The 18604-nt window shown below is 72.3% G+C and carries 15 protein-coding genes; 7 read left to right on the plus strand and 8 right to left on the minus strand.

Going from position 1 to position 18604, the window contains the following annotated elements; genetic code table 11:
• Nucleotides 1-28 precede the first annotated feature (28 nt).
• The 4 genes from ACIA8L_RS25440 to ACIA8L_RS25455 all read left to right on the plus strand — a co-directional run bounded on the left by ACIA8L_RS25440 (nt 29) and on the right by ACIA8L_RS25455 (nt 4449).
• Nucleotides 29-1144, plus strand: a complete 1116-nt coding sequence (locus ACIA8L_RS25440) for a substrate-binding domain-containing protein (protein WP_395908710.1) — start codon at nt 29-31, stop codon at nt 1142-1144.
• Nucleotides 1145-1216: 72 nt separating this feature from the next.
• Nucleotides 1217-2407: an ROK family protein gene (locus ACIA8L_RS25445; protein WP_395908712.1), complete on the plus strand. Its 1191-nt coding sequence runs from the start codon at nt 1217-1219 to the stop codon at nt 2405-2407.
• 180 nt (nt 2408-2587) lie between these two features.
• Entirely contained in the window at nt 2588-3076 is a 489-nt protein-coding gene (locus ACIA8L_RS25450) for a SigE family RNA polymerase sigma factor (RefSeq protein ID WP_395908714.1), read from the plus strand.
• Nucleotides 3073-4449, plus strand: coding sequence for a hypothetical protein (locus ACIA8L_RS25455; RefSeq protein WP_395908716.1), 1377 nt, complete (start codon nt 3073-3075; stop codon nt 4447-4449). The genes ACIA8L_RS25450 and ACIA8L_RS25455 overlap by 4 nt, the downstream gene beginning before the upstream one ends.
• Here the strand turns inward: ACIA8L_RS25455 and ACIA8L_RS25460 are convergent.
• The 5 genes from ACIA8L_RS25460 to ACIA8L_RS25480 all read right to left on the minus strand — a co-directional run bounded on the left by ACIA8L_RS25460 (nt 4446) and on the right by ACIA8L_RS25480 (nt 12034).
• Nucleotides 4446-5093 (minus strand): hypothetical protein, encoded by a 648-nt coding sequence (locus ACIA8L_RS25460; protein WP_395908718.1) that lies wholly within the window; start codon nt 5091-5093, stop codon nt 4446-4448. The genes ACIA8L_RS25455 and ACIA8L_RS25460 overlap by 4 nt on opposite strands.
• Nucleotides 5094-5193: 100 nt before the next feature.
• Nucleotides 5194-9036: a glycoside hydrolase family 38 C-terminal domain-containing protein gene (locus ACIA8L_RS25465; protein WP_395908719.1), complete on the minus strand. Its 3843-nt coding sequence runs from the start codon at nt 9034-9036 to the stop codon at nt 5194-5196.
• A 6-nt stretch (nt 9037-9042) separates the two neighbouring features.
• On the minus strand, nt 9043-9849 hold the full coding sequence (locus ACIA8L_RS25470; RefSeq protein WP_395908721.1) for a carbohydrate ABC transporter permease: 807 nt from the start codon (nt 9847-9849) through the stop codon (nt 9043-9045).
• On the minus strand, nt 9846-10694 hold the full coding sequence (locus ACIA8L_RS25475) for a carbohydrate ABC transporter permease (RefSeq protein WP_395908723.1): 849 nt from the start codon (nt 10692-10694) through the stop codon (nt 9846-9848). The genes ACIA8L_RS25470 and ACIA8L_RS25475 overlap by 4 nt, the downstream gene beginning before the upstream one ends.
• Complete coding sequence (locus ACIA8L_RS25480; protein ID WP_395908725.1) at nt 10691-12034, minus strand: extracellular solute-binding protein; 1344 nt, start codon at nt 12032-12034, stop codon at nt 10691-10693. Before ACIA8L_RS25480 ends, ACIA8L_RS25475 begins: the two co-directional genes overlap by 4 nt.
• Before the next feature lie 109 nt (nt 12035-12143).
• On the opposite strand from ACIA8L_RS25480, the gene ACIA8L_RS25485 reads away from it, so the two are divergent.
• Together ACIA8L_RS25485 and ACIA8L_RS25490 are read left to right on the plus strand one after the other, a co-directional pair.
• Nucleotides 12144-13139: a LacI family DNA-binding transcriptional regulator gene (locus ACIA8L_RS25485; RefSeq protein ID WP_395908728.1), complete on the plus strand. Its 996-nt coding sequence runs from the start codon at nt 12144-12146 to the stop codon at nt 13137-13139.
• A 177-nt stretch (nt 13140-13316) separates the two neighbouring features.
• Nucleotides 13317-13973 (plus strand): polysaccharide deacetylase family protein, encoded by a 657-nt coding sequence (locus ACIA8L_RS25490; protein ID WP_395908730.1) that lies wholly within the window; start codon nt 13317-13319, stop codon nt 13971-13973.
• 19 nt (nt 13974-13992) lie between these two features.
• Here ACIA8L_RS25490 and ACIA8L_RS25495 read toward each other — a convergent pair whose 3' ends face one another.
• Together ACIA8L_RS25495 and ACIA8L_RS25500 are read right to left on the minus strand one after the other, a co-directional pair.
• Nucleotides 13993-14943: a sensor histidine kinase gene (locus tag ACIA8L_RS25495; RefSeq protein ID WP_395908732.1), complete on the minus strand. Its 951-nt coding sequence runs from the start codon at nt 14941-14943 to the stop codon at nt 13993-13995.
• Nucleotides 14940-15563, minus strand: coding sequence for a LuxR C-terminal-related transcriptional regulator (locus ACIA8L_RS25500; RefSeq protein WP_395908734.1), 624 nt, complete (start codon nt 15561-15563; stop codon nt 14940-14942). Before ACIA8L_RS25500 ends, ACIA8L_RS25495 begins: the two co-directional genes overlap by 4 nt.
• A gap of 193 nt (nt 15564-15756) precedes the next feature.
• Between ACIA8L_RS25500 and ACIA8L_RS25505 the strand changes: the two genes are divergently transcribed.
• A complete protein-coding gene (locus ACIA8L_RS25505) occupies nt 15757-16257 on the plus strand; it encodes a Rieske (2Fe-2S) protein (RefSeq protein ID WP_395908735.1) in 501 nt (166 codons plus the stop codon).
• A gap of 21 nt (nt 16258-16278) precedes the next feature.
• Here ACIA8L_RS25505 and ACIA8L_RS25510 read toward each other — a convergent pair whose 3' ends face one another.
• Complete coding sequence (locus tag ACIA8L_RS25510; protein WP_395908737.1) at nt 16279-18540, minus strand: putative bifunctional diguanylate cyclase/phosphodiesterase; 2262 nt, start codon at nt 18538-18540, stop codon at nt 16279-16281.
• Between the last annotated feature and the right edge of the window lie 64 nt (nt 18541-18604).

Here is an 18604-nt window from a genome sequence, read left to right on the forward strand (position 1 = left end):
CATCCCGAAAGAAAGGGCTTTCAAAGCCATGCGCAAGTTCCTCACCAGGAGCCTCGCGGTCAGCGCCATCGCGCTGGTTGCGCTGAGCACCGCCGCGTGCGGCAGCAGCGACCGCGACGACGCCTCCACCGGCACGTCCGGCGCGGCCAAGGGCTTCGCCAAGGACGCGACGATCGGTGTCGCCCTGCCGTCGAAGACCTCGGAGAACTGGGTCCTCGCCGGTGACCTCTTCACCAACGGCCTCAAGGACGCCGGCTTCAAGGGCGACGTGCAGTACGCCGGCGCGTCGACCACGGTCGCCGACCAGCAGTCGCAGATCTCCTCGATGATCACCAAGGGCGCGAAGGTCATCGTCATCGGCGCGACCGACGCCGCGCAGCTGGGCACCCAGGTCAAGCAGGCCAAGGACTCCGGCGCCGTCGTCATCGCCTACGACCGCCTGATCACCGGCACCGCCGACCTCGACTACTACGTCGCGTTCGACAACTTCAAGGTCGGCCAGCTGCAGGGCCAGGCCCTGCTGGACGGCATGAAGGCCAAGAAGCCGACCGGCCCGTGGACCATCGAGCTGTTCTCCGGCTCGCCGGACGACAACAACGCCGGTGTCTTCTTCAACGGCGCCATGGACGTGCTCAAGCCGCTGATCGACAAGGGCGACCTGGTCGTCGGCTCCGGCCAGAAGGACGTCAAGCAGACCGCCATCCAGGGCTGGAAGGCCGAGGGTGCGCAGGCCCGCATGGACACCATCATGACCTCGACCTACGCCACCGGCGGCAAGACCCTCGACGGCGTGCTCTCCCCGAACGACACCCTGGCCCGCGCGATCATCACCTCGGTGAAGGCCGCCGGCAAGCCGGTCCCGGTCGTCACCGGTCAGGACTCCGAGGTCGAGTCGGTCAAGAGCATCATGGCCGGCGAGCAGTACTCCACGATCAACAAGGACACCCGCAAGCTGGTTGCCCAGACGATCGAGATGGTCAAGAAGCTGCAGGCCGGTTCCGAGCCGGACGTCAACGACACCAAGTCCTACAACAACGGTGTCAAGATCGTCCCCTCGTACCTGCTCCCGCCGGTCATCGTGACCAAGGCGAACGCGGCCGAGGCCTACGCCAACGACCCGAAGCTCTCGCCGCTCACCAAGTAACACCGGCAACAGCATCGTGGGTCCCCGGAGCACCTTTCCGGGGACCCACGTTCGTTCTGGAGGCGTAGAAGCGTGTCCTCCTCCACCAGCAGCAGCCCGCAGGAGTCGGTGCGCCGGCAGAACCTGGGGGCCCTGCTCCGCTACATTCACGTCCGCGGTGCCACCTCGCGGGCGGAGCTGACGAACCGGCTCGGCCTCAACCGCAGCACCATCGGAGCACTCACCGCCGACCTGGCCACCGCCGGTTTGATCGACGAGGGGGTACCGCACGAGACCGGCCGCGCCGGCCGCCCGTCGATCGTGGTCCGGCCGCGGTCGTCGCGCGTCTACGGATACGCCATGAGCCTGGAACTGGACCGGCTCCGAGCCGCCCGTGTCGGCCTCGGCGGACGGATCCTCGACGAGCGCACCGCCGCCCGCCCCGGCGGCACCGACCCGGCCCCGACACTCGCCGCCCTGGCCGGCCTCGTCGCCGAGCTGCAGGACTCGGTCGTGATCGACGCCGCCGACGCCGTCTTCGTCGGCTCCGGCCTGGCCGTCTCCGCGTCCGTGCGGCACCACCTCGGCTGGGCCGATGAAACGATCGAACCGGCGCTGGCCTCGGCGTTGGCGCCGCACCTGGCCCCGGCCGCAGGCCCGTTCGTCGGCGGCCTGGCCGACCTGGCCGCCCTCGCCGAGCACACCCGCGGGGCCGCCGCCGGCGCCGACAACGTCATCTACCTGCACGGCGACGCGGGCATCAGCGCCGGCATCATCGCCGGCGGCCGCCGCATCACCGGCTACGGCGGGCACGGCGGCGAGGTCGGCCACATGGTCGTCAACCCCGGCGGGCGGCTGTGCGGGTGCGGCTCCCGCGGCTGCTGGGAAACCGAGATCGGCGAGCGGGCCCTGCTGCACCTGGCCGGCCGCACCGTGCCGACCGCGGGCGCGGCGGTGGCGGCCACCGTCATCGCCGCCCAGGACGGCGACGAAGGGGCGCGGGCCGCGGTCGCCCACGCCGCCGACTGGCTCGGCTTCGGCGTGGCCAACCTGGTCAACATCTTCAACCCGACGGTCGTCGTCTTCGGCGGGACACTGCGGGAGTTGTACCTCTCCGCCGCCGACCACGTCCGCCACCGCCTCTACACGATGGCCCTCCCGGCGTGCCGCGCCCACGTGGCCCTGCACACGCCGCAGCTCGGCGCCGACGCACCCCTGGTCGGCGCGGCCGAGCTGGCCTTCGAATCGCTCCTGGCCGACCCGCTCTACGCCGCCAAGCTCTGACGGAACGCCCCGGGCGCGGTGCCGTGGGTGCGTTTGAAGGCGTGCGCGAACGCGAACGACGAGCCGTAGCCGACCCGCCGGACCGGACGCGGCGGAGGAGCTGCTCGCCGAACTGCCTCTCAACGTTTCGTACCGCTGCGGCGTGCATGCTGTGACAGCGTCCGGACGGGAGGCGGCGGGGTGCCGGGTGAGGGCTTTGAACAATTCGTGCGCATGCGATACGCGGAGCTGCTGCACACCGCGTATCTGCTGACCGGGGCCCCGGCGGCCGCGGAGGACCTCGTGCAGAGCGCGCTGCTGAAGATCATGCCGCGGTTCGACCGGGTCGCGGAGCCGATGCCGTACCTGCGGCGGGCCATGGTCAACCAGCGCACGAGCTGGTGGCGGGCGCTGCGGCGGGAGCGGCTGAGCGCGGAGCCGCCGGAGCCGGCCGGGGGCGGCGGCGATCCCGCCGGGGCGTTGACGGAGCGCTCGGCGCTGGTCGCGGAGCTCGGGCGGCTGCCGGAGCGGATGCGGGCCGTGCTCGTGCTGCGCTACTGGGAGGACCTCTCCGAGGCGGAGACGGCCGCGATCCTCGGCTGCTCGGCCGGGACGGTGAAGAGCCAGGCCTCGCGCGGGCTGGCACGGCTGCGGGCCCTGCTGGAGTCGGGCGAGAGGAGCGGGCGATGAGCGACCTGGAAACGCGGCTGCGCGAGGAGATGGCGCGCTCGGTCGCCGAGGTGCGGCCCGCCCCCGACCCCTACGGCCGGCTGCTGCGCCGGCACCGGCGCCGGGCCTGGCGGTGGAGCGGCGCCGGGCTCGCCGCCGCCGTCGTCGCCGCGCTGCTCGGCGTGCAGGCCCTCGCCCCGGCCGGGCCGGCCCCCAGCCCGCCGCCGACCGACAACTACGGGCACTACCAGGAGGCCATCGTCCCGCTCACGCCGTGGACCCGGCAGATCCTCGACGCCCCGGTCCGCGGGCAGGCCGCCAAGGACGACCCGCGGCTGGTCACGAACGTGGCGGCGGCGATGGACCAGGCCCGCGCGCACTGGGGGGCACCGGCCGACCTCGACCGGATCACCGTGCTGTTCGTGGTCAGGATCGCCGGGGAGTGGTCCTTCGGCGTCGCCTACCACAACGACCGCGAGCTGCTGTTCGTCTCGTCGGCCGGGCCGCTGGACGCGCCGGTGTCGGCCCTCGCGACCGGCGAGTTCGGCTCCCAGGTGGGCGGGCTGTTCCCGCTCGCGGTGATCGGGAAGCAGGACAGGTACACGATCGCCCTCGCTCCCCCCGGGTGCGCCATCCAGTCGGCGGCGACCACCACCGTGCGGGCCGACGGCACGGTCGAGCACACCTGGACCGCCGGCGGCGACTTCCTGGAGCGGCCGGCCGCCTCCTGGCTGTTTCAGGTCACCTGCGCCGGCGTGGTGCGCGAGGTCGGCTTCCAGGACATGGTCACCGGCACCAGGAAGGGCGACTCGCCGCCGACCGAACGCGGGACGGCCGACCCGGCGATGGTCCGCGAGGTGCTGTGGGGCTGCCCGGACAACGTGGGCCTCGACGTGCGCTCCCGGCGCATCCTCTGGGGCGGCACCCCGCCCGGCGAGACCCGCCCGACGGTCGTCGAGCTCGGGATGCTCGCCGACGGTTCGGCGCAGGTGTGCGCGGTCACCGGCCACGGCGACGCCTACCCGATCTCCACCGTGCACGGCGAGCCCCGCCCCGCCGATCCGTCGTTCCCACCGGCGTCGCTCACGACCGCCGCGACCAAGAGCGATGCCCTGGTGGTGGTACGTCTACCCGCCGACAAGAACCTCGAGCTGGCCGACCGCCTGCTCGTCGTCGCCCCGCCGGCCGCCACCGAACTGCGGGTGACCGGCGGCCAGGACCCACGGGTCACCCTCACCGGCGGCGTCGGCGTGGTCCTGGCCAAGGTCCCGGCGACGCTCACCGTCGAAGCGCTCGACAGCACCGGCCAGGTCCTGGCCACGACCGGGGTCGCCGAACCCGCGAACGCCGACAGCTTCATCGCCGGCCAGCCGATCATCTCCGACTGGGACTAATGGTGGTGCGTGTGGTCGGGCTGGGCGGGGTCGCCGGGGTGCTCGAACCCGGGCGACAACCGGACCAGCTCGGCGCAGCGCCCGTCGAGCCAGCGGGTGAAGTGCCGGTCGCGGGCGGCCCGCAGCAGCAGGTCCTCGATCTCGGCCCGGCACGAAGGGAACGGCCCCGGGTGCCGGTCACGGTTGCGGCCCCAGTAGTCGCGGGCCTGGGCCTCGTCGACGGTCACGGCGGCGGTGACGGCCGCGTACACGCCGGGGTGGGCGGCCGCGGCCGACGCCGCGACACCCCCGAGCCGCAGTGCCCGGGCCAGGTCGGGCGGCCCGGCGGCCGGCGGCGCGGGACCGCTGGGAGCGGCCGCGCCGGGAGCCGACGCGGCTGCCGGTCGCCGTCGAGGAGCTGCTCCGCTGGACGTCGGCGCACCACCCGCGGGCAGGCCGAGGCGGGCGGCCTCCTGGTCGAGCACGGCGGTGGTGGCGAGGAGCTGGACCAGCCAGCGGCGCAGGTTGCGGCCCTCGGCACTGCCCGGGTGCGGCAGCCGGGCCGCGTACGGTCCGGAGCGCATCGCGGCGAGCCGTTCCTCGACGGCCGCGACGGTGATCGGCTCCGCGCCGACATAGGCCGCGACGGCGACACCATCGCTCATGGCCGGACCGTCACGGTGATCGGCTCCGCGCCGACGTAGACGGCGAAGACGAAGACGGCGGCGAAGACGGCGGCGGCTGCGGCGACCGCGACACCCGCGCTCATGGCTCGACCGTCACGGTGATCGGCTCGGTGTAGTGGAGCCGGCCGGCGTCGGCGATGCGGGCCAGGACCCACCAGGTGCCCGGCGGGTGCTCGTCGGGCACCCGCACCGTGAACTCCCCGGCGGCCGTGACGGCCGGGGTGAGCTCCCACGTGTGCCAGGGCCCGATGAGGTGGATCTCGGCGCCGACGGCCGACGTCTCGAGCCGGACGACCGCGGACTCCCCGCGGTGCAGCCGCAGCGCCGACGGCGACAGCGCCCCGGTCAGCTCCTCGCCGCCGCCTCCGAGCGGGATGCGGGCCACGTCGTAGACCCCGGAGGGCAGCGAGGCCCGAATCCGGTATTCCCCCGGCGCCGGCGATGGGGCGGGCATGACCACGGCGGTGAACTCGGCGAACCCGCCGGGCGGCAGGTCGTAGGCCACCGCGGGCGGGGAGACCGTCCAGCCGTCGGGCACGTCGAAGGTGACGGTCCCGGCCGTGGCGTCGGCGACGAGGTCGGAGGAGACGGTCCCGGTCACGGTGAGCCCGTCGGCGGCGATGTGCACGGACACCGGCATGTTGCCGATGGGCGCCGGCCCGGTGTTGTGCAGCCAGTACCGCGCGTATGCGGGCGCCCTCACCGGCTCGGCCGCGGCCAGGACCCGATCGACGGTGAGCCGCACCTGCCCGATCCCGGCCCCGTCCAGGGTGAACCCGCCGTCGACGGGCCGCTCCAGCAGGTCCACGGGCTGCCGCGCGGTCACCGGCACCGGCAGTCCGATGTGGACTTCGGCCGGGGCGCCGGTCGACTCGTAGTAGCGGGCCACGACGTCGGACACCGGCTCCGGCACCGCACCGGACGCGAGCGGGTCGCCGGCGGGCTTGAGCGCGGTCAGCACCACAGTGGACGGTGTGACGTCGACCAGCCGCGCCGAGGCGGCCGGCCCGGGCGGGGCGAGCCGGGCGTGCATCGGATGGTTGACGGCGTGCCCGGCGGCGACGAGCCCGGCGGCGCGCCAGTCCCCGGCCCCGGCGACGATGCTGTAGTCGAACACGTGGGTCCAGTGCTGCTGCTGGAAGTTGGACCCGTCGGGTGCGGTCCGCCGCGGCGGGTCGATCCACACGCCGGAGGGCCAGCCCGTGCAGGACCGGATCAGCGACAGGTGCAGCGCGCCGCTGGGATCGACGGCGAACCCCGGCAGGCCCCGGTTGACGATCCCGAAGGTGTAGTCGTCGAGATCCGGGTCCGGCGACTCCCCCGACGCCACCGTGATCTCCCCGGTGGCTGCCAGCTCGGCGCAGACGGCCGCCACCTCAGCCGCGGCCAGCACGAGCACGGGCAGGTCCCGATCGCCGGTGAGGTCGGCGTTCGGCGTCCACACCGCGGTCAGCGGCCGCTCGGCCGGCACCCAGCTCCGCGCCGCCGCCGCGTCCGCGTCCGCGTCCGCACCAGCACCCTCCTCGATGCGGATCCGCACGTCGGGCAGGTTGGAGTCTACGGCGAGGGAACCGTAGCGCGGCCCGGCCGTGTCGGAGCAGGTGGCCGTCACCCCGCGCCGGATCAGCGCCAGGGCCAGGTCCCGGGCCGCCGCCCCGCCACCGATGATCTCCGCGACGCCGATCGCCCGGGTGTGCGGGCCGACGCGGATCCTGGCCGTCGACGACAGCGCGAACCAGTGCTGCGCCGGGTTGTCGAGCGTCCACGGCGCCGGGTCGGCGTCGACGTCGATCAGCCCGAAGCCCCGCCCGACGACCGCATTGCCGACCTCACTGACGGGCAGGGCGCCGGCGATCGCGGCCGGCCAGCGGACCCGGACGAGATGGTCGGACCCGTCGAACTCGTCCAGTGTGGTCCGCACGTCGAGCCGGTTGACCCCGCGCCACAGCACGAGCCGCTGCGTGTATCGCACCGGCCCCACAACCCCGGTGACGGTCACGCGCTCCCCCAGCGGCCCCGTCTCGACGGTGACCGACGACGCCGGAGCCTGCGCCGATCCCACCTTCGGCGGCCCCTTGGGCAGCAGGTGCCACGGCCCCTCGTGCACCTGCGGGTGTGCGGGATACTCGTCGTAGACGAGCAGCTCGTTGCCGACCGTTCCTGCAGTTATCAACTCCCGCCCGCCGGCGAGATCCACAATGGACGACACGGCCCCGCCGCGCGCCCCGTCGACCGTGACCCGAAACCACTCGTTGGCAATGCTACCAACGTTCGAACGCATGTGCCAACCCGCACCATCCACAGTGGACACCGCATCGAGCTCGAACGTCTTGTACCCGACCCCCGGCACGTCATCAGCCAGGAACTCCAGCGAACCCACCCGCACGACATCGGTCCGCGGCCACGACGAGGGGTTGAACACGACCACCCGAGGTGATCCGCCACCGGCCGCGACGTCGCCGGCGGAACCGTCACCAACCGAACCGACAAGCGCGGACAACGCCTCGTCCAGCACACCGGAGGCCAGGTCGTGCGCCTGCCGCCACCCGGTGAGCAGATCGAGGTACACCTGATCCGACTCCGAACCGGTGATCCCATCGTGATGGGCGCCGAACACGAGCTGCCGCCACGCCATGTCGACCCGCTCGTGCGGGAACGGCGCACCCCTCAGCGAGGCCAGCGTCGCGAACAGCTCCGCGTCCGTGAGCAGAGCCTCGGCGTGGCGCTGGGCCTGCTTGGTGTCGATGAACGACACGTCCTTGCCGGTGTAGACGGGATTCATGTCACGCGTCTGCGCCGTGAAATCGCGGGCCTCAAGACGTACCGCCGCGAAAAATTCTTTTGGAAGCCCGCACAGAAAACGCGGCCAGGTGTAGCGGGCGTTCCAATCGCGATGGACGTCGATGACCCATTTCGCCGGCGGACTGTAGTCGGTGCCCACCGGCAGCAGGATGTTGCGGGTCCGGGCCACCTGTTTCAGCAGGAGGAAGAGCTGGTAGATGTTCTGCTCGGCGCCTTCCAGGGTCGGTTGGGCGTCGATGTGCCAGCCGGCGGAGTAGTGCGCGGGCATGTAGTGGGTGAGCACCCCGAGGCCGTTGGGCGAAAGCCACTCGAACTCGGCGTCGAACTGCATTGTCGTCGGGTCGCCCCAGCCGTTCTCGCCCGGGTGGTGGGTGGTCTGCATCGGCCCCCACTGGTGGAACGGGCCGCGCGCCCACGACGACGAGTCCAGGCCGGCGGCGGCGGCGAGGCCGGGGAAGTTCGGGTCGTGCCCGAACGCGTCGAGCTGCCAGGCGGTGCGCGGGTCGCCGCCGACGACGTCGCGCTGGAAGCCGATGCCGTAGCGGAAGTTGCGGATCGTCGTCTCGGCCAGGGTCAGGTTGGTGTTGGGCTCGTTGTAGGTGCCGCCGACGAGCTCGAGGCGGTCCTCGGCGAGCAGGCGGCGGATGTAGGCCCGGTCCTGCGGGTGGGCGTCCCAGTACGGTTTGAGGTAGTCCAGCTCGGCCAGGACGAACTTGTATTCGGGGTGCAGGCGCGCGGTCTCCAAATGCAATCGAACGAGGTCGAAGCCCGTGCGCTGGAAGTCCGCGCGGAATTCCCCGCCCGGCGCCCAGGTGGCGGTATAGGCGGCTTGCGTGTTCCACCACACCGGGTCGTAGTGGAAATGGGAGACCATCCAGACCGTCCAGCCCGGCTCGGCCACGATGAGGTCCGCCTGTCCGGTCTCGCCGCCCGCCTCGACCGTGATGGGAATGACGGTCCCCGGTGGCGCATCAACCGAAACGGGAACCTCCCCGGCACCGGAACCGAACACCCCGGAACCGAACACCCCGGAGCCGCGAATCGTCGCCGGGCCGGAGACGTCGAGGACCTGGACGATCTGCCGGTCGCCGATGAAGAGTTCAGTGTTCTCAATGCGCATGCGAGCTCAACCCTTCACCGCGCCGGTGAGGCTGAACGCCCCGCCGAACACCCTGGACAACACCGAGTACATCAGCACGACCGGCGCCGTGTAGAGGATCGCGAACGCCGCGAGCTGCCCGTAGGCGACCTGGCCGTAGGTGGAGAAGAACGTGTAGATGGTGACCGAGGCCGGCTGGCTCTCGGGGGCCTGCAACAGGATGAACGGGACGAAGAAGTTGCCCCATTGCAGCACGAACGTGAACACGAAGACCACCGTCACACCGGGCACCATGAGCGGCAGGACGATCCGGCGCAGCGACTGGGCCCAGCCGGCGCCGTCGGTCCACGCGGCCTCCTCCAATTCCACCGGGACGGAGTCCATGAAGTTCTTCATCATCCAGATCCCGAACGGCAGCGACGACGCCGCCATGAACAGGATGAGCGCGGGGACATTGTCGGTCAGCTCGAACCGGCTGTACAGCGTGTAGACGGGGACCATCACGGCGGTGATCGGCAGGCAGGTCGAGAACAGGATCGTGTACAGCAGGGCCCGGCCGGCGCGGCTGCGGTGGCGCGACAGCGGATACGCGGCCAGGACCGCCGCCGCCACGGTCAGCAGCGCGGTGCCGCCGGAGATGATCAGCGAGTTGAGCATCGGGACGAACACGGTGTCGGCGTCGAGCACGTCGGCGAAGTTGCGGGTGGTGAAGTGCCAGTCGATGTGGGCCGACAGGGCGGCGCCGGGCTGGACCGAGGCGACGAGCAGCCACAGGAACGGCAGCAGGAACAGTACGGCGACGCCCGCGAGCACCGCCCGGGCCGCGATTCTCATGCGTCCTCCAGCCGGATGACGCGCACGTAGACGAGCGAGAAGATGGCGCCGATGAGCAGTAGCACCAGGGCCATCGCGGTGCCGTAGCCGAGTTTGTAGAACTGGAACGACTCCTGGTACATGTAGATCGGCGTCGTCTGGCTGCGGTCCCCGGGTCCGCCTTTCGTCATCACGTAGATGAGGCCGAAGGACGCCAGGGTCTGCAGCGTGATGAGCATCAGGTTGCTGACGATCGAGCGGCGGATCAGCGGAATGGTCACGTATCGCAGCCGCTGCCACACCGACGCCCCGTCGACCGCGGCGGCCTCGTGCAGCTCCGGCGGGACGTCGTCCAGGGCGGCCTGATACACCAGCATCGAAAACGCCGTGCCGCGCCACACATTGGCGAGGGTCACCGCGAACATCGGCGCGGTGTAGAGCCAGTTCTGGTCGAACCCCAGCGCGTTGAGGGTGCCCTCGCGATACAGGAACGAGTACCAGCAGAACCCGGCCACCGTCTCCGGCACCGTCCACGCGGCCACGACAATGCCGGTGACGACGGCCCGGGACACCCGCCCGGCGCTCTTCAGCAGCAGCGCGATGAGCAGCCCGAGCGTGTTCTGGCCGATGACCGCGGAGCCGATGACGAACATCAGCGTGAGTTCGAGAGAGTTCCAGAACTGCTTGTCGTGCCACATGGTGACGAAATTGTCGGCGCCGACGAACCGCACCTGCGACGTCCCGGTCAGCGCGAGGTCGGTGAATGCGCTGTAGAAGCTCCACAGCACCGGCCCGGCGAAGAAGACGCCGATGAGCAGCAGCGCGGGCGCATACGCGAGCGCCCGCGCCGCGAAGGCCCGGCTCATGACGCCGTCGTCACCTTGTCGTCACCGCCGACGTCCGCCCGCACCTTGTCCGCGAACGTCTTCGCCGCCTGCTCCGGTGTGGCCTGCCCGGTCATCACCGACTCCATCGCGACCTGAATGGCGTCGGACACGTGCGGATAGTCCGGATACGCAGGCCGGAAATGCGTGACCTTCACCAGATCCGTGAAGAACCCGAGAGCCGGATTCGCGCTCTGGTACTTCGGATCGGCCGCCACATCCGCCCGTTCCGCGATCTGCTGGGCGGCGATGTCATACGCGAGCGTGTTGTCCTTGTTGAGCATCGTCGTCACGAAGTCGAACGACGCCCTCTTGTCCTTCGTGTGCGCGCCGACGGACAGCACCCAGCCGCCGGACATGCTGGTCGTGCCGGGCGCCTCGCCGTGCTGGGTCGGCATCGCGGCCTGGCCGAGGACCGTGCTCCACTGCGGCCACGGCTTGCTGCCGGTGTCGAGCCAGGTGCTGGACAGCCACGACCCGTCGAGGTTGATCGCGACCTTGCCGGTCGGCATCAGCTCCGTCGAGACCCGGGTGCCCCAGTTGGGGTCGAGCGCGTCCTGCGGCTGCGGGGCCAGCCGCTCGCTGAAGATGGTCTTGATGAAGCCGAGCGAGTCGTTGAAGCCGGGGCTCGCGACGACCCACTGCTTGGAGCTCTCGTCGTACAGGGTGTGTTTCGTGCCGTACAGCAGCATCTCGAAGCCCTGCATGGTGGCGCCCTCGCCGGCGGCCTTGCCCGAGTACACGTTCATCGGGATGACCCCGGGCAGCTTCGCCTTGAGCGTGCGGGTCGTGGCCAGGATGTCGTCCCAGCTCTTCGGCGCCCACGGCACGGGCAGGCCGGCCTGCTTGAACAGGTCCTTGTTGTAGTACAGGGCGCGGGTGTCGGTACCCATCGGCACGCCGTAGGTCTTGCCGTCGAGGGCCTTGGCCGCGCTCTTCGCCGCGTCGCTGAACTGGCCCCAGTCGGCCCAGCCGGCCAGTTCGGCGTCCAGCGGCGCCAGGAACCCGGCCGCGATGTCGGTGTTGACCAGGAATGTGTCCTCGTACAGCACGTCCGGCGCCGTCTTCGGCGAGCGGTTCATCAGCGACAGCTTGGTGTAGTAGTCGTTCTCGGTCGCCTCGATCGGCAGCAGCTTCACGGTGTAGCCGGGGTGGGCCGCCTCGTACTCGCCCTTGACCCGCTTGAGCTGGTCGTCGAGCTGGATGAAGGCGCCGAACTTCTGGTAGGCGACGGTGATGGTCTTGGCGTCGTCGCCACTTGACGAGCCACATCCGGTGGCCGTGGCGAGCAGTAGGGCGAGAACGGCTCCTCTTTTGAACATGGGCTACCTCCCCAGGTGGCGGACCTGGTTCAAGAGATCAACGTCTATGAGAACGTTTTCAGAAAACGTAATCAGGTACGGTACCCTTCGTCAAGAGAGGGAGCTCGATATGTCGCAGCGGCGGCCGACCATGCACGACGTCGCGCGCACGGCCGGCGTGAGCGTCGCGACGGTCTCGCGGGTGGTGAACCACGAGCGGTACATCCGCGCCGAGACCCGCGAGGCGGTCGAGCGGGCCATCGCCGCGCTGGGGTTCCGCCGCAACGAGTCGGCCCGCACGCTGCGCCCGGGGCAGACCACGCACACGGTCGCGCTGGTCATCGAGGACGTCGCCAACCCGTTCTGGTCCGGCATCACCCGCGGCGCCGAGGAGGTCGCCCGGCATCACCGGCACATGCTCGTCGTCGGCAGCACCCGGCAGAGCTTCGAGGCCGAACGCGACCTGCTGCACGACCTGGTCCTGCGCCGCCGGGTCGACGGCCTCCTGGTCGTGCCGACCGCCCACGCGCAGCGCGAGCTGCACGACGAGCTCACCGCCTGGGCCCCGATCGTGTTCATCGACCGGGCCCCGCCCCGGGTGGCGGCCGACTCCGTGGTGCTGGACAACCACGGCGGCGCCCGCGATGCCGTGCTGCGACTGCTTTCCCTGGGGTACCGCCGGATCGCCTACATCGGCGGCGACCCCTCGGTCGGCACGGGCGCGCGCCGGCTGGCCGGGTATCGCCAGGCCCTCAGGTCCACGGGCGTCGCCGCCGACCCGGCCCTCGTCCACGTCGGCGTGCACACCGTCGCCGACGCCCACGCCACGGCCCTGGAGCTGCTGCGCGGCCCGGCCGGAGCCGACGCCGTGTTCGCCGACAACAATCGCATGGCGGTGGGGGTACTGCACGCCGTCCGCGAGCACGGCGGCGCGACCGGGGTGGCGGCCTTCGACGACCTGGAGCTGGCCGACCTGCTGCCGACGCCGGTCACGCTTGTCACCTACGACGCCGCCGCCCTGGGCGCGCGGGCCGCGGACCTGCTGTTCGCGCGGATCGGCGGCGTCGGCGGCCCGCCGCGGCGGGTGGTCCTGCCCACGACGGTCGTCACGCGTGGCGGTGCCTGAGGACCTTGCGGGAAACCCGCAACCGTCGTGCGGGCCGGTACCGAGGCCGGGCATCGCGGTACCCCCGATGCTTGGGCGGTGCGGTCACGACTCCTGGTGTTAGTCGCCGTGGCACTGCTCGCGACCGGGTGTGCGGCCCATGGCGAGGCGCAAGCCCAGGGGCGGCCCGGTCCGTCGATGTCGGCTTCAGATCCGGACGCGGCCGGTGGATCCGGGCTCAGCCCTGCGTCGCTGGCCCGGATCCCGCACTTCCCGCCGGCCCCGGCCCCGCAGCCGGTCACCGTCCCGGCCGGCAACTCGGCCGGCTGGTACAGCGCGATCCCGACCACGCAGCCGGTCGCGTTCATCACCATCGACGACGGCTGGACCAAGGACCCGCACGCCCTGGCGCTGTTCAAGGCCGCGCACGTGCCGATCACCCTGTTCCTCGAGATCAACGCGATCAAGGACGACCCGGGGTACTTCACGCGGCTGCAACAGGCCGGTGCCGTCATCGAGGCGCACACGATCAGCCACCCGGAGCTCAAGGGCAAGTCCTACGACGCGCAGAAGCACGAGATCTGCGGCTCCGCCGACGATCTCGGCCGCCTCTACGGCCGCCGGCCGCTGCTGTTCCGGCCGCCGTTCGGCGACAAGGACGCCACCACGCTGCGGGTCGTGCACGACTGCGGGATGAAGGCCGCGTTCTTCTGGAAGGAGACGACGGACAAGGGCGTCGTGCACTACCAGGCCGGGTCGAAGGTCAAGCCGGCGACATCGTGCTCATGCACTTCCGGCCCGCGTTCGTCGACGACTTCCTGGCCGTGCTCAAGGCCATCGCCGACGCCGGTCTGACCCCGGCGTCCCTGGAGGACTACGTCAGCTGAGGCGGCAGATCCAGGCGCACCACAGTACCCCCGGCATCGTCCGCACCCACGAAGAGCTCAGCGCCGAGCAGCTCGGCCCGCTCCCGCATGCCGAGCAGGCCGTGCCCGGCCGCGAACCCGCCCGCGGGCTCCCCCGGGCCGTCGTCGCGCACCAGCACCCGCACGCCGCCCCCGTGCGCCGCGGCCTCGATGCGCACCCGGCCGCCCCCGGCGTGCCGGACCGCGTTGGTCAGCGCCTCCTGGACGATCCGGTACACGGCCGTCTCCGCGCCCGGCGGCAGCCGCGGCAGCCCGTCGACCGCCACCTCGACGTCGACCCCGTCGCGGTCCCGGGCGTTGCGGGCCAGGTCCTCGAGGGCGGCCGCCAGCCCGAGCGCGTCCAGCGCGAGGGGCCGCATCTGGGCGATGAGCCGGCGCAGCGACTGGATCTGCCGCCCGACGATCTCCCGGGCCTCCCCGACCGCCGGGCCGCCACCGGCCGCCGCCAGCAGCACCTGCACCGCGGCGAGCTCCTGCAGCGTGTCGTCGTGCAGCTCCCGGGCCCACCGCCGGCGCTCGGCCTCGGCCCCGTCGAGCCGCGACCCGGCCTCCCGCAGCCGCGCCCGCCGCCGCTCCAGGGCCGCCTCCCGCAGCGCCAGCCCGGCCGTCGCGAACAGCAGCGCGACCGGGATGAGCAGCAGCAGTACCTCCGGGGCGGGCCGCCGGCGGCCCTGCCACAGCGCGGCGACCGCGATGAGCGCCGCGATCCCGGCCGCCACCAGCAGCCGGGCCCGCACCGCCGACCGGCGCGGGCTGACCGCCAGGGCGAGGAGGAACGCCCCGCCGGCGGCCGCACCGGCCCACAGCTCGGCCCGCGGCGCGAGCCCGCCGAGCTCCAGCACGATCGCGGTGCCGAGCAGCACCACACCGACCGCGGTGAGGGCGGCCACCCGGGTCACGGCAGCAGCCCCATCCGGTGCGCGGCCGCGACCAGCTCGGCCCGGCTGCCGAGGCCGAGCCGGGCCCGCAGGCTGGCCCGGTGCGTCTCCACGGTGCGCAGGCTGACCGCCAGCCGCTGCGCGACCTCGGCGTTGGTGTGCCCGGCGGCGAGCAGCGCGAGCACGTCGCGCTCCCGCGGGCTGAGCGAGTCGGCGGGCCCCGGCCGGCTGCGGGCGAGCCGCGCCCCGAGCTCCGCGTCGACGTACACCGACCCGTGCATCACGGTCTCGACCGCGCGCAGCAGCTCGTCGGCCGCGGCCTCCTTCAGCACGTATCCGTGCACGCCCCCGGCGAACGCCTCACGCGCGAACGACACGTCGTCGTGCATGGTGAGCACCACGATCCGCGGCGGCGGGTCGGCCGCGAGCAGCTCGGGCAGCACCGGTAGCGCGCTGTCGGCCCCGAAGCTCAGGTCGAGGACGATGAGGTCGGGCCGGAGCCGGTGCGCCACCGCCCGCAGCTCGGCGAGTCCGGCCGCCTCGCCTTCGACGTGGCAGCGCGGATCGGCGGCGAGCAGTGCCCGCAGACCGGCCCGTACGACGAGATGGTCGTCGGCCAGCAGGATCCGCCAGGTCGTCACCCCTCGTTTCTACTCCGCGGATCTGCAACTTTCGCGAGGCGGTGCGCAAAGCGCGCTCCGCGGCAGTTCACCGGAGCGAATGTCTAGATAATCTTCCATATGTCTATGTAGTCTTGCCAAGCCCTCAACAAAAGCGCGCCACAGAGCGGTGGCGGGCTGTGCCCTGCCCGCACACCGAAGGGACATCGTGGCAATGACCGAAGACCGCGTGCAACCGGCGCTCTGCGCCCACCGGCGGGCCCTGCTCGCCGGGATCGGCGGACTGGGAGCCGTCTCGCTCCTGGCCGCCTGCGGCGATGACGGCGCCACCGCGAACACACCCGCCGCGCCCCCGGCCGAGCAGGCGGCCGGGAAGCCGCCCGCGAGCACGGGCGCGAACGCCGGCGCGAGCACGGGCGCGAGCGCCAGGACCGGCCCGGTCGGCCAGACCGGCGAGGTGCCGGTCGGCGGCGGGGTCGTGCAGAACGGGGTGCTCATCGTGCAGCCGGTGAGTGGAACTTTCAAGGTGTTCGACGCCGCCTGCCCGCACAAGGGCGTGCTCGTCAAGGCGCCGGAGAACGGTGTGGTGCTGTGCCCGGCGCACGCCTCCAAGTTCAACCCGGCCGACGGCGCGAAGATCTCCGGGCCGACGCCCAGCGGGCTCAAGGAGCTCAAGTCCGAGATCGACGGCACCACCATCATGCGCATGGAGTGACGGAGGCCGTGGGACCCCGCGTCAGGGCCGCCCGACCGGCTGGGCGGCCCGGCGCAGGGTCGTGAGCTCGGCCGCCGGTACCGGGCGGCCGTAGTGGTAACCCTGCGCGTACTGGTACCCCAGCCGCCGCAGCGCCGCCGCCTGCTCCTCGGTCTCGACCCCCTCGGCCACCGCGCGCAGCCGCAGCCCGTCGGCGATCCCGATCAGGGCCTCGGCGATGACCGAGCGCTCACCGGCGTCGGTCACGTTGTCCACGAAGGACTTGTCCACCTTGAGCACGTCGACCGGGCAGGTGCGCAGCAGCCCCAGCGACGAGTGGCCGGTGCCGAAGTCGTCGAGGGCGACCTGCACCCCGAGGGCCTTCACCGCGTGCAGCTCGTCCAGGGCGGAGCCGCCGTCGAAGACCGCCGTCTCCGTCACCTCGACCATGAGGCAGTCCGGTGGCAGGCGGGCGGCCCGCAGCTCGTCGTGCAGCGTCGCGGCGAACCCGGTCTCGCGCAGCTGGCGCGGGGAGACGTTGACGGAGACGTACCGCAGCGCCTCCGGCCCCAGCTCCCGCCGCCACCGCGCGGCCTGCCGCAGCGCCTCGGTCAGCACCCACTGCCCGACCGGCACGATGAGCCCGGTGCGTTCGGCGGCCGGGATGAACAGGTCGGGCCGGATCATGCCGCGCTCGGGGTGCTCCCACCGTACGAGGGCCTCCACCCCGACCGGGCCGCCGTCGTCGAGGCGCACGATCGGCTGGTAGAACACGCGCAGCTGCCCCTGATCGAGGGCGGTGCGCAGCTCGGCCGCGACCCGGGCCTGCTCGGCGCCGCGCTGGTCCATCGCCGGGTCGTAGGCGACCTGGCGGCCCTTGCCCTGGACCTTCGCCGCGTACATGGCCACGTCGGCCCGGCGCAGCAGCTCGTCGGCGGTCGCATCGGGTCCGCCGACCGCCACTCCTATGCTCGCTTCCACGACGAGCGCGTGCCCGGCCGCGTCGAGGGGGCGGCGCAGGCCGGCGGCGACGGCACCCACGACGCGCAGGGCGCCGGCCTCGCCATCGGCCGGGAAGACCAGGGCATACTCGTCGCCACCGAGGCGGGCCACGAAGGTGCCCCGGTGCAGCTCGTCGAGCCGGGCCGCGGCCGCGCGCAGCAGCGCGTCGCCGGTGGTGTGGCCGAGGTCGTCGTTGATGGCCTTGAAGTCGTCGATGTCGACCAGCGCGACCGCGACCCGCTCCCCCAGCCCCAGGACGTCGGCGATGTGCTGGGTGAGCAGCCGCCGGTTGGCCAGGCTGGTGAGCGAGTCGTGCCCGGCCTGCCACGCGAGGGAGCGCACCAGCCCGGCGTTGTCGCGCAGGGCGGTGACCTGGCGGGCGGCCACCAGCAGCACCTGCACGACGGCGCCGATGGCGACGCCGAGGATGTCCGCGCCGTGGGTCCAGGCGTCGGTGAGCAGCAGCACGCAGGTGGCGGAGACGGCCGCGTAGGAGACGAACCCGGGCCGCTCACGCTGCCGCGGCGTCGGCGGGACGACCCGGGCGGCGCGGCGCTGCCGGTCGGCCGCGATCGTCAGCACGAGGCAGGTGATGGGCAGGAGGATCGGGGTACCGTTGAGGTAGGGCCGCGGCCCGAGCAGCGGCGCGAGGGCCCCGCCGAGGCCGCCGACGGCGCCGGCCGAGGCGAGCAGATACAGCGCCCGCCGATCCAGCGGCCCGGTGCCGGTGAACGCGATCTTCACGAACGCGAACACGCACACGGCGACGCACCCGAGCAGCGCCACCACGGCCCGCACGCCGGTGACGTTGCCGCCGGACCACGTCTGCCAGTCGCTGAGCAGGAAGTGCCAGGCGAACGTGGCCACGGTGACCAGCACGGTCCCGCAGTCCAGCCCGAAGCGCAGCCACTCGCCGCGGGTCCGCTGGGCGCCGGGAATACGGAACATCGCCCACAGCAGCACCACCAGGCCGCCCACGTAGATGCCGGCGGTCAACGACCCGACATGCCCGGTGCGAGCGATCCCGCGCATCATGTCGACCCCGTTGCTGAGCGCACCGAGCCCGATGAACGCCATCGCGAGCGCGACATGCCGCCAGAACCGCGCCGCCCCCGGTGCGATCCCGGGCGCCGCCGCGGCCCGCAGGCAGCCGGCGATCCCGAACCCGACCGCACACGGCACCGCGATCCAACTGACCGCCGCCGGCGTCGGCCGCACCAACCCGACCGCGAACCACCCCTCGGCCAGCAGCGCCAGAACCGAGGCCGCGATCAGCAGCCGCGTCGGTCGCCAGGGCGCCACCCTCTCCACGCCGCCGAGATCGGCAAAACCGAGGCTTTTATGAACCAAACCCAAGATTCCAAGG

It is taken from the genome of Dactylosporangium sp. NPDC051541, assembly GCF_044454505.1.
GTDB lineage: Bacteria > Actinomycetota > Actinomycetes > Mycobacteriales > Micromonosporaceae > Dactylosporangium.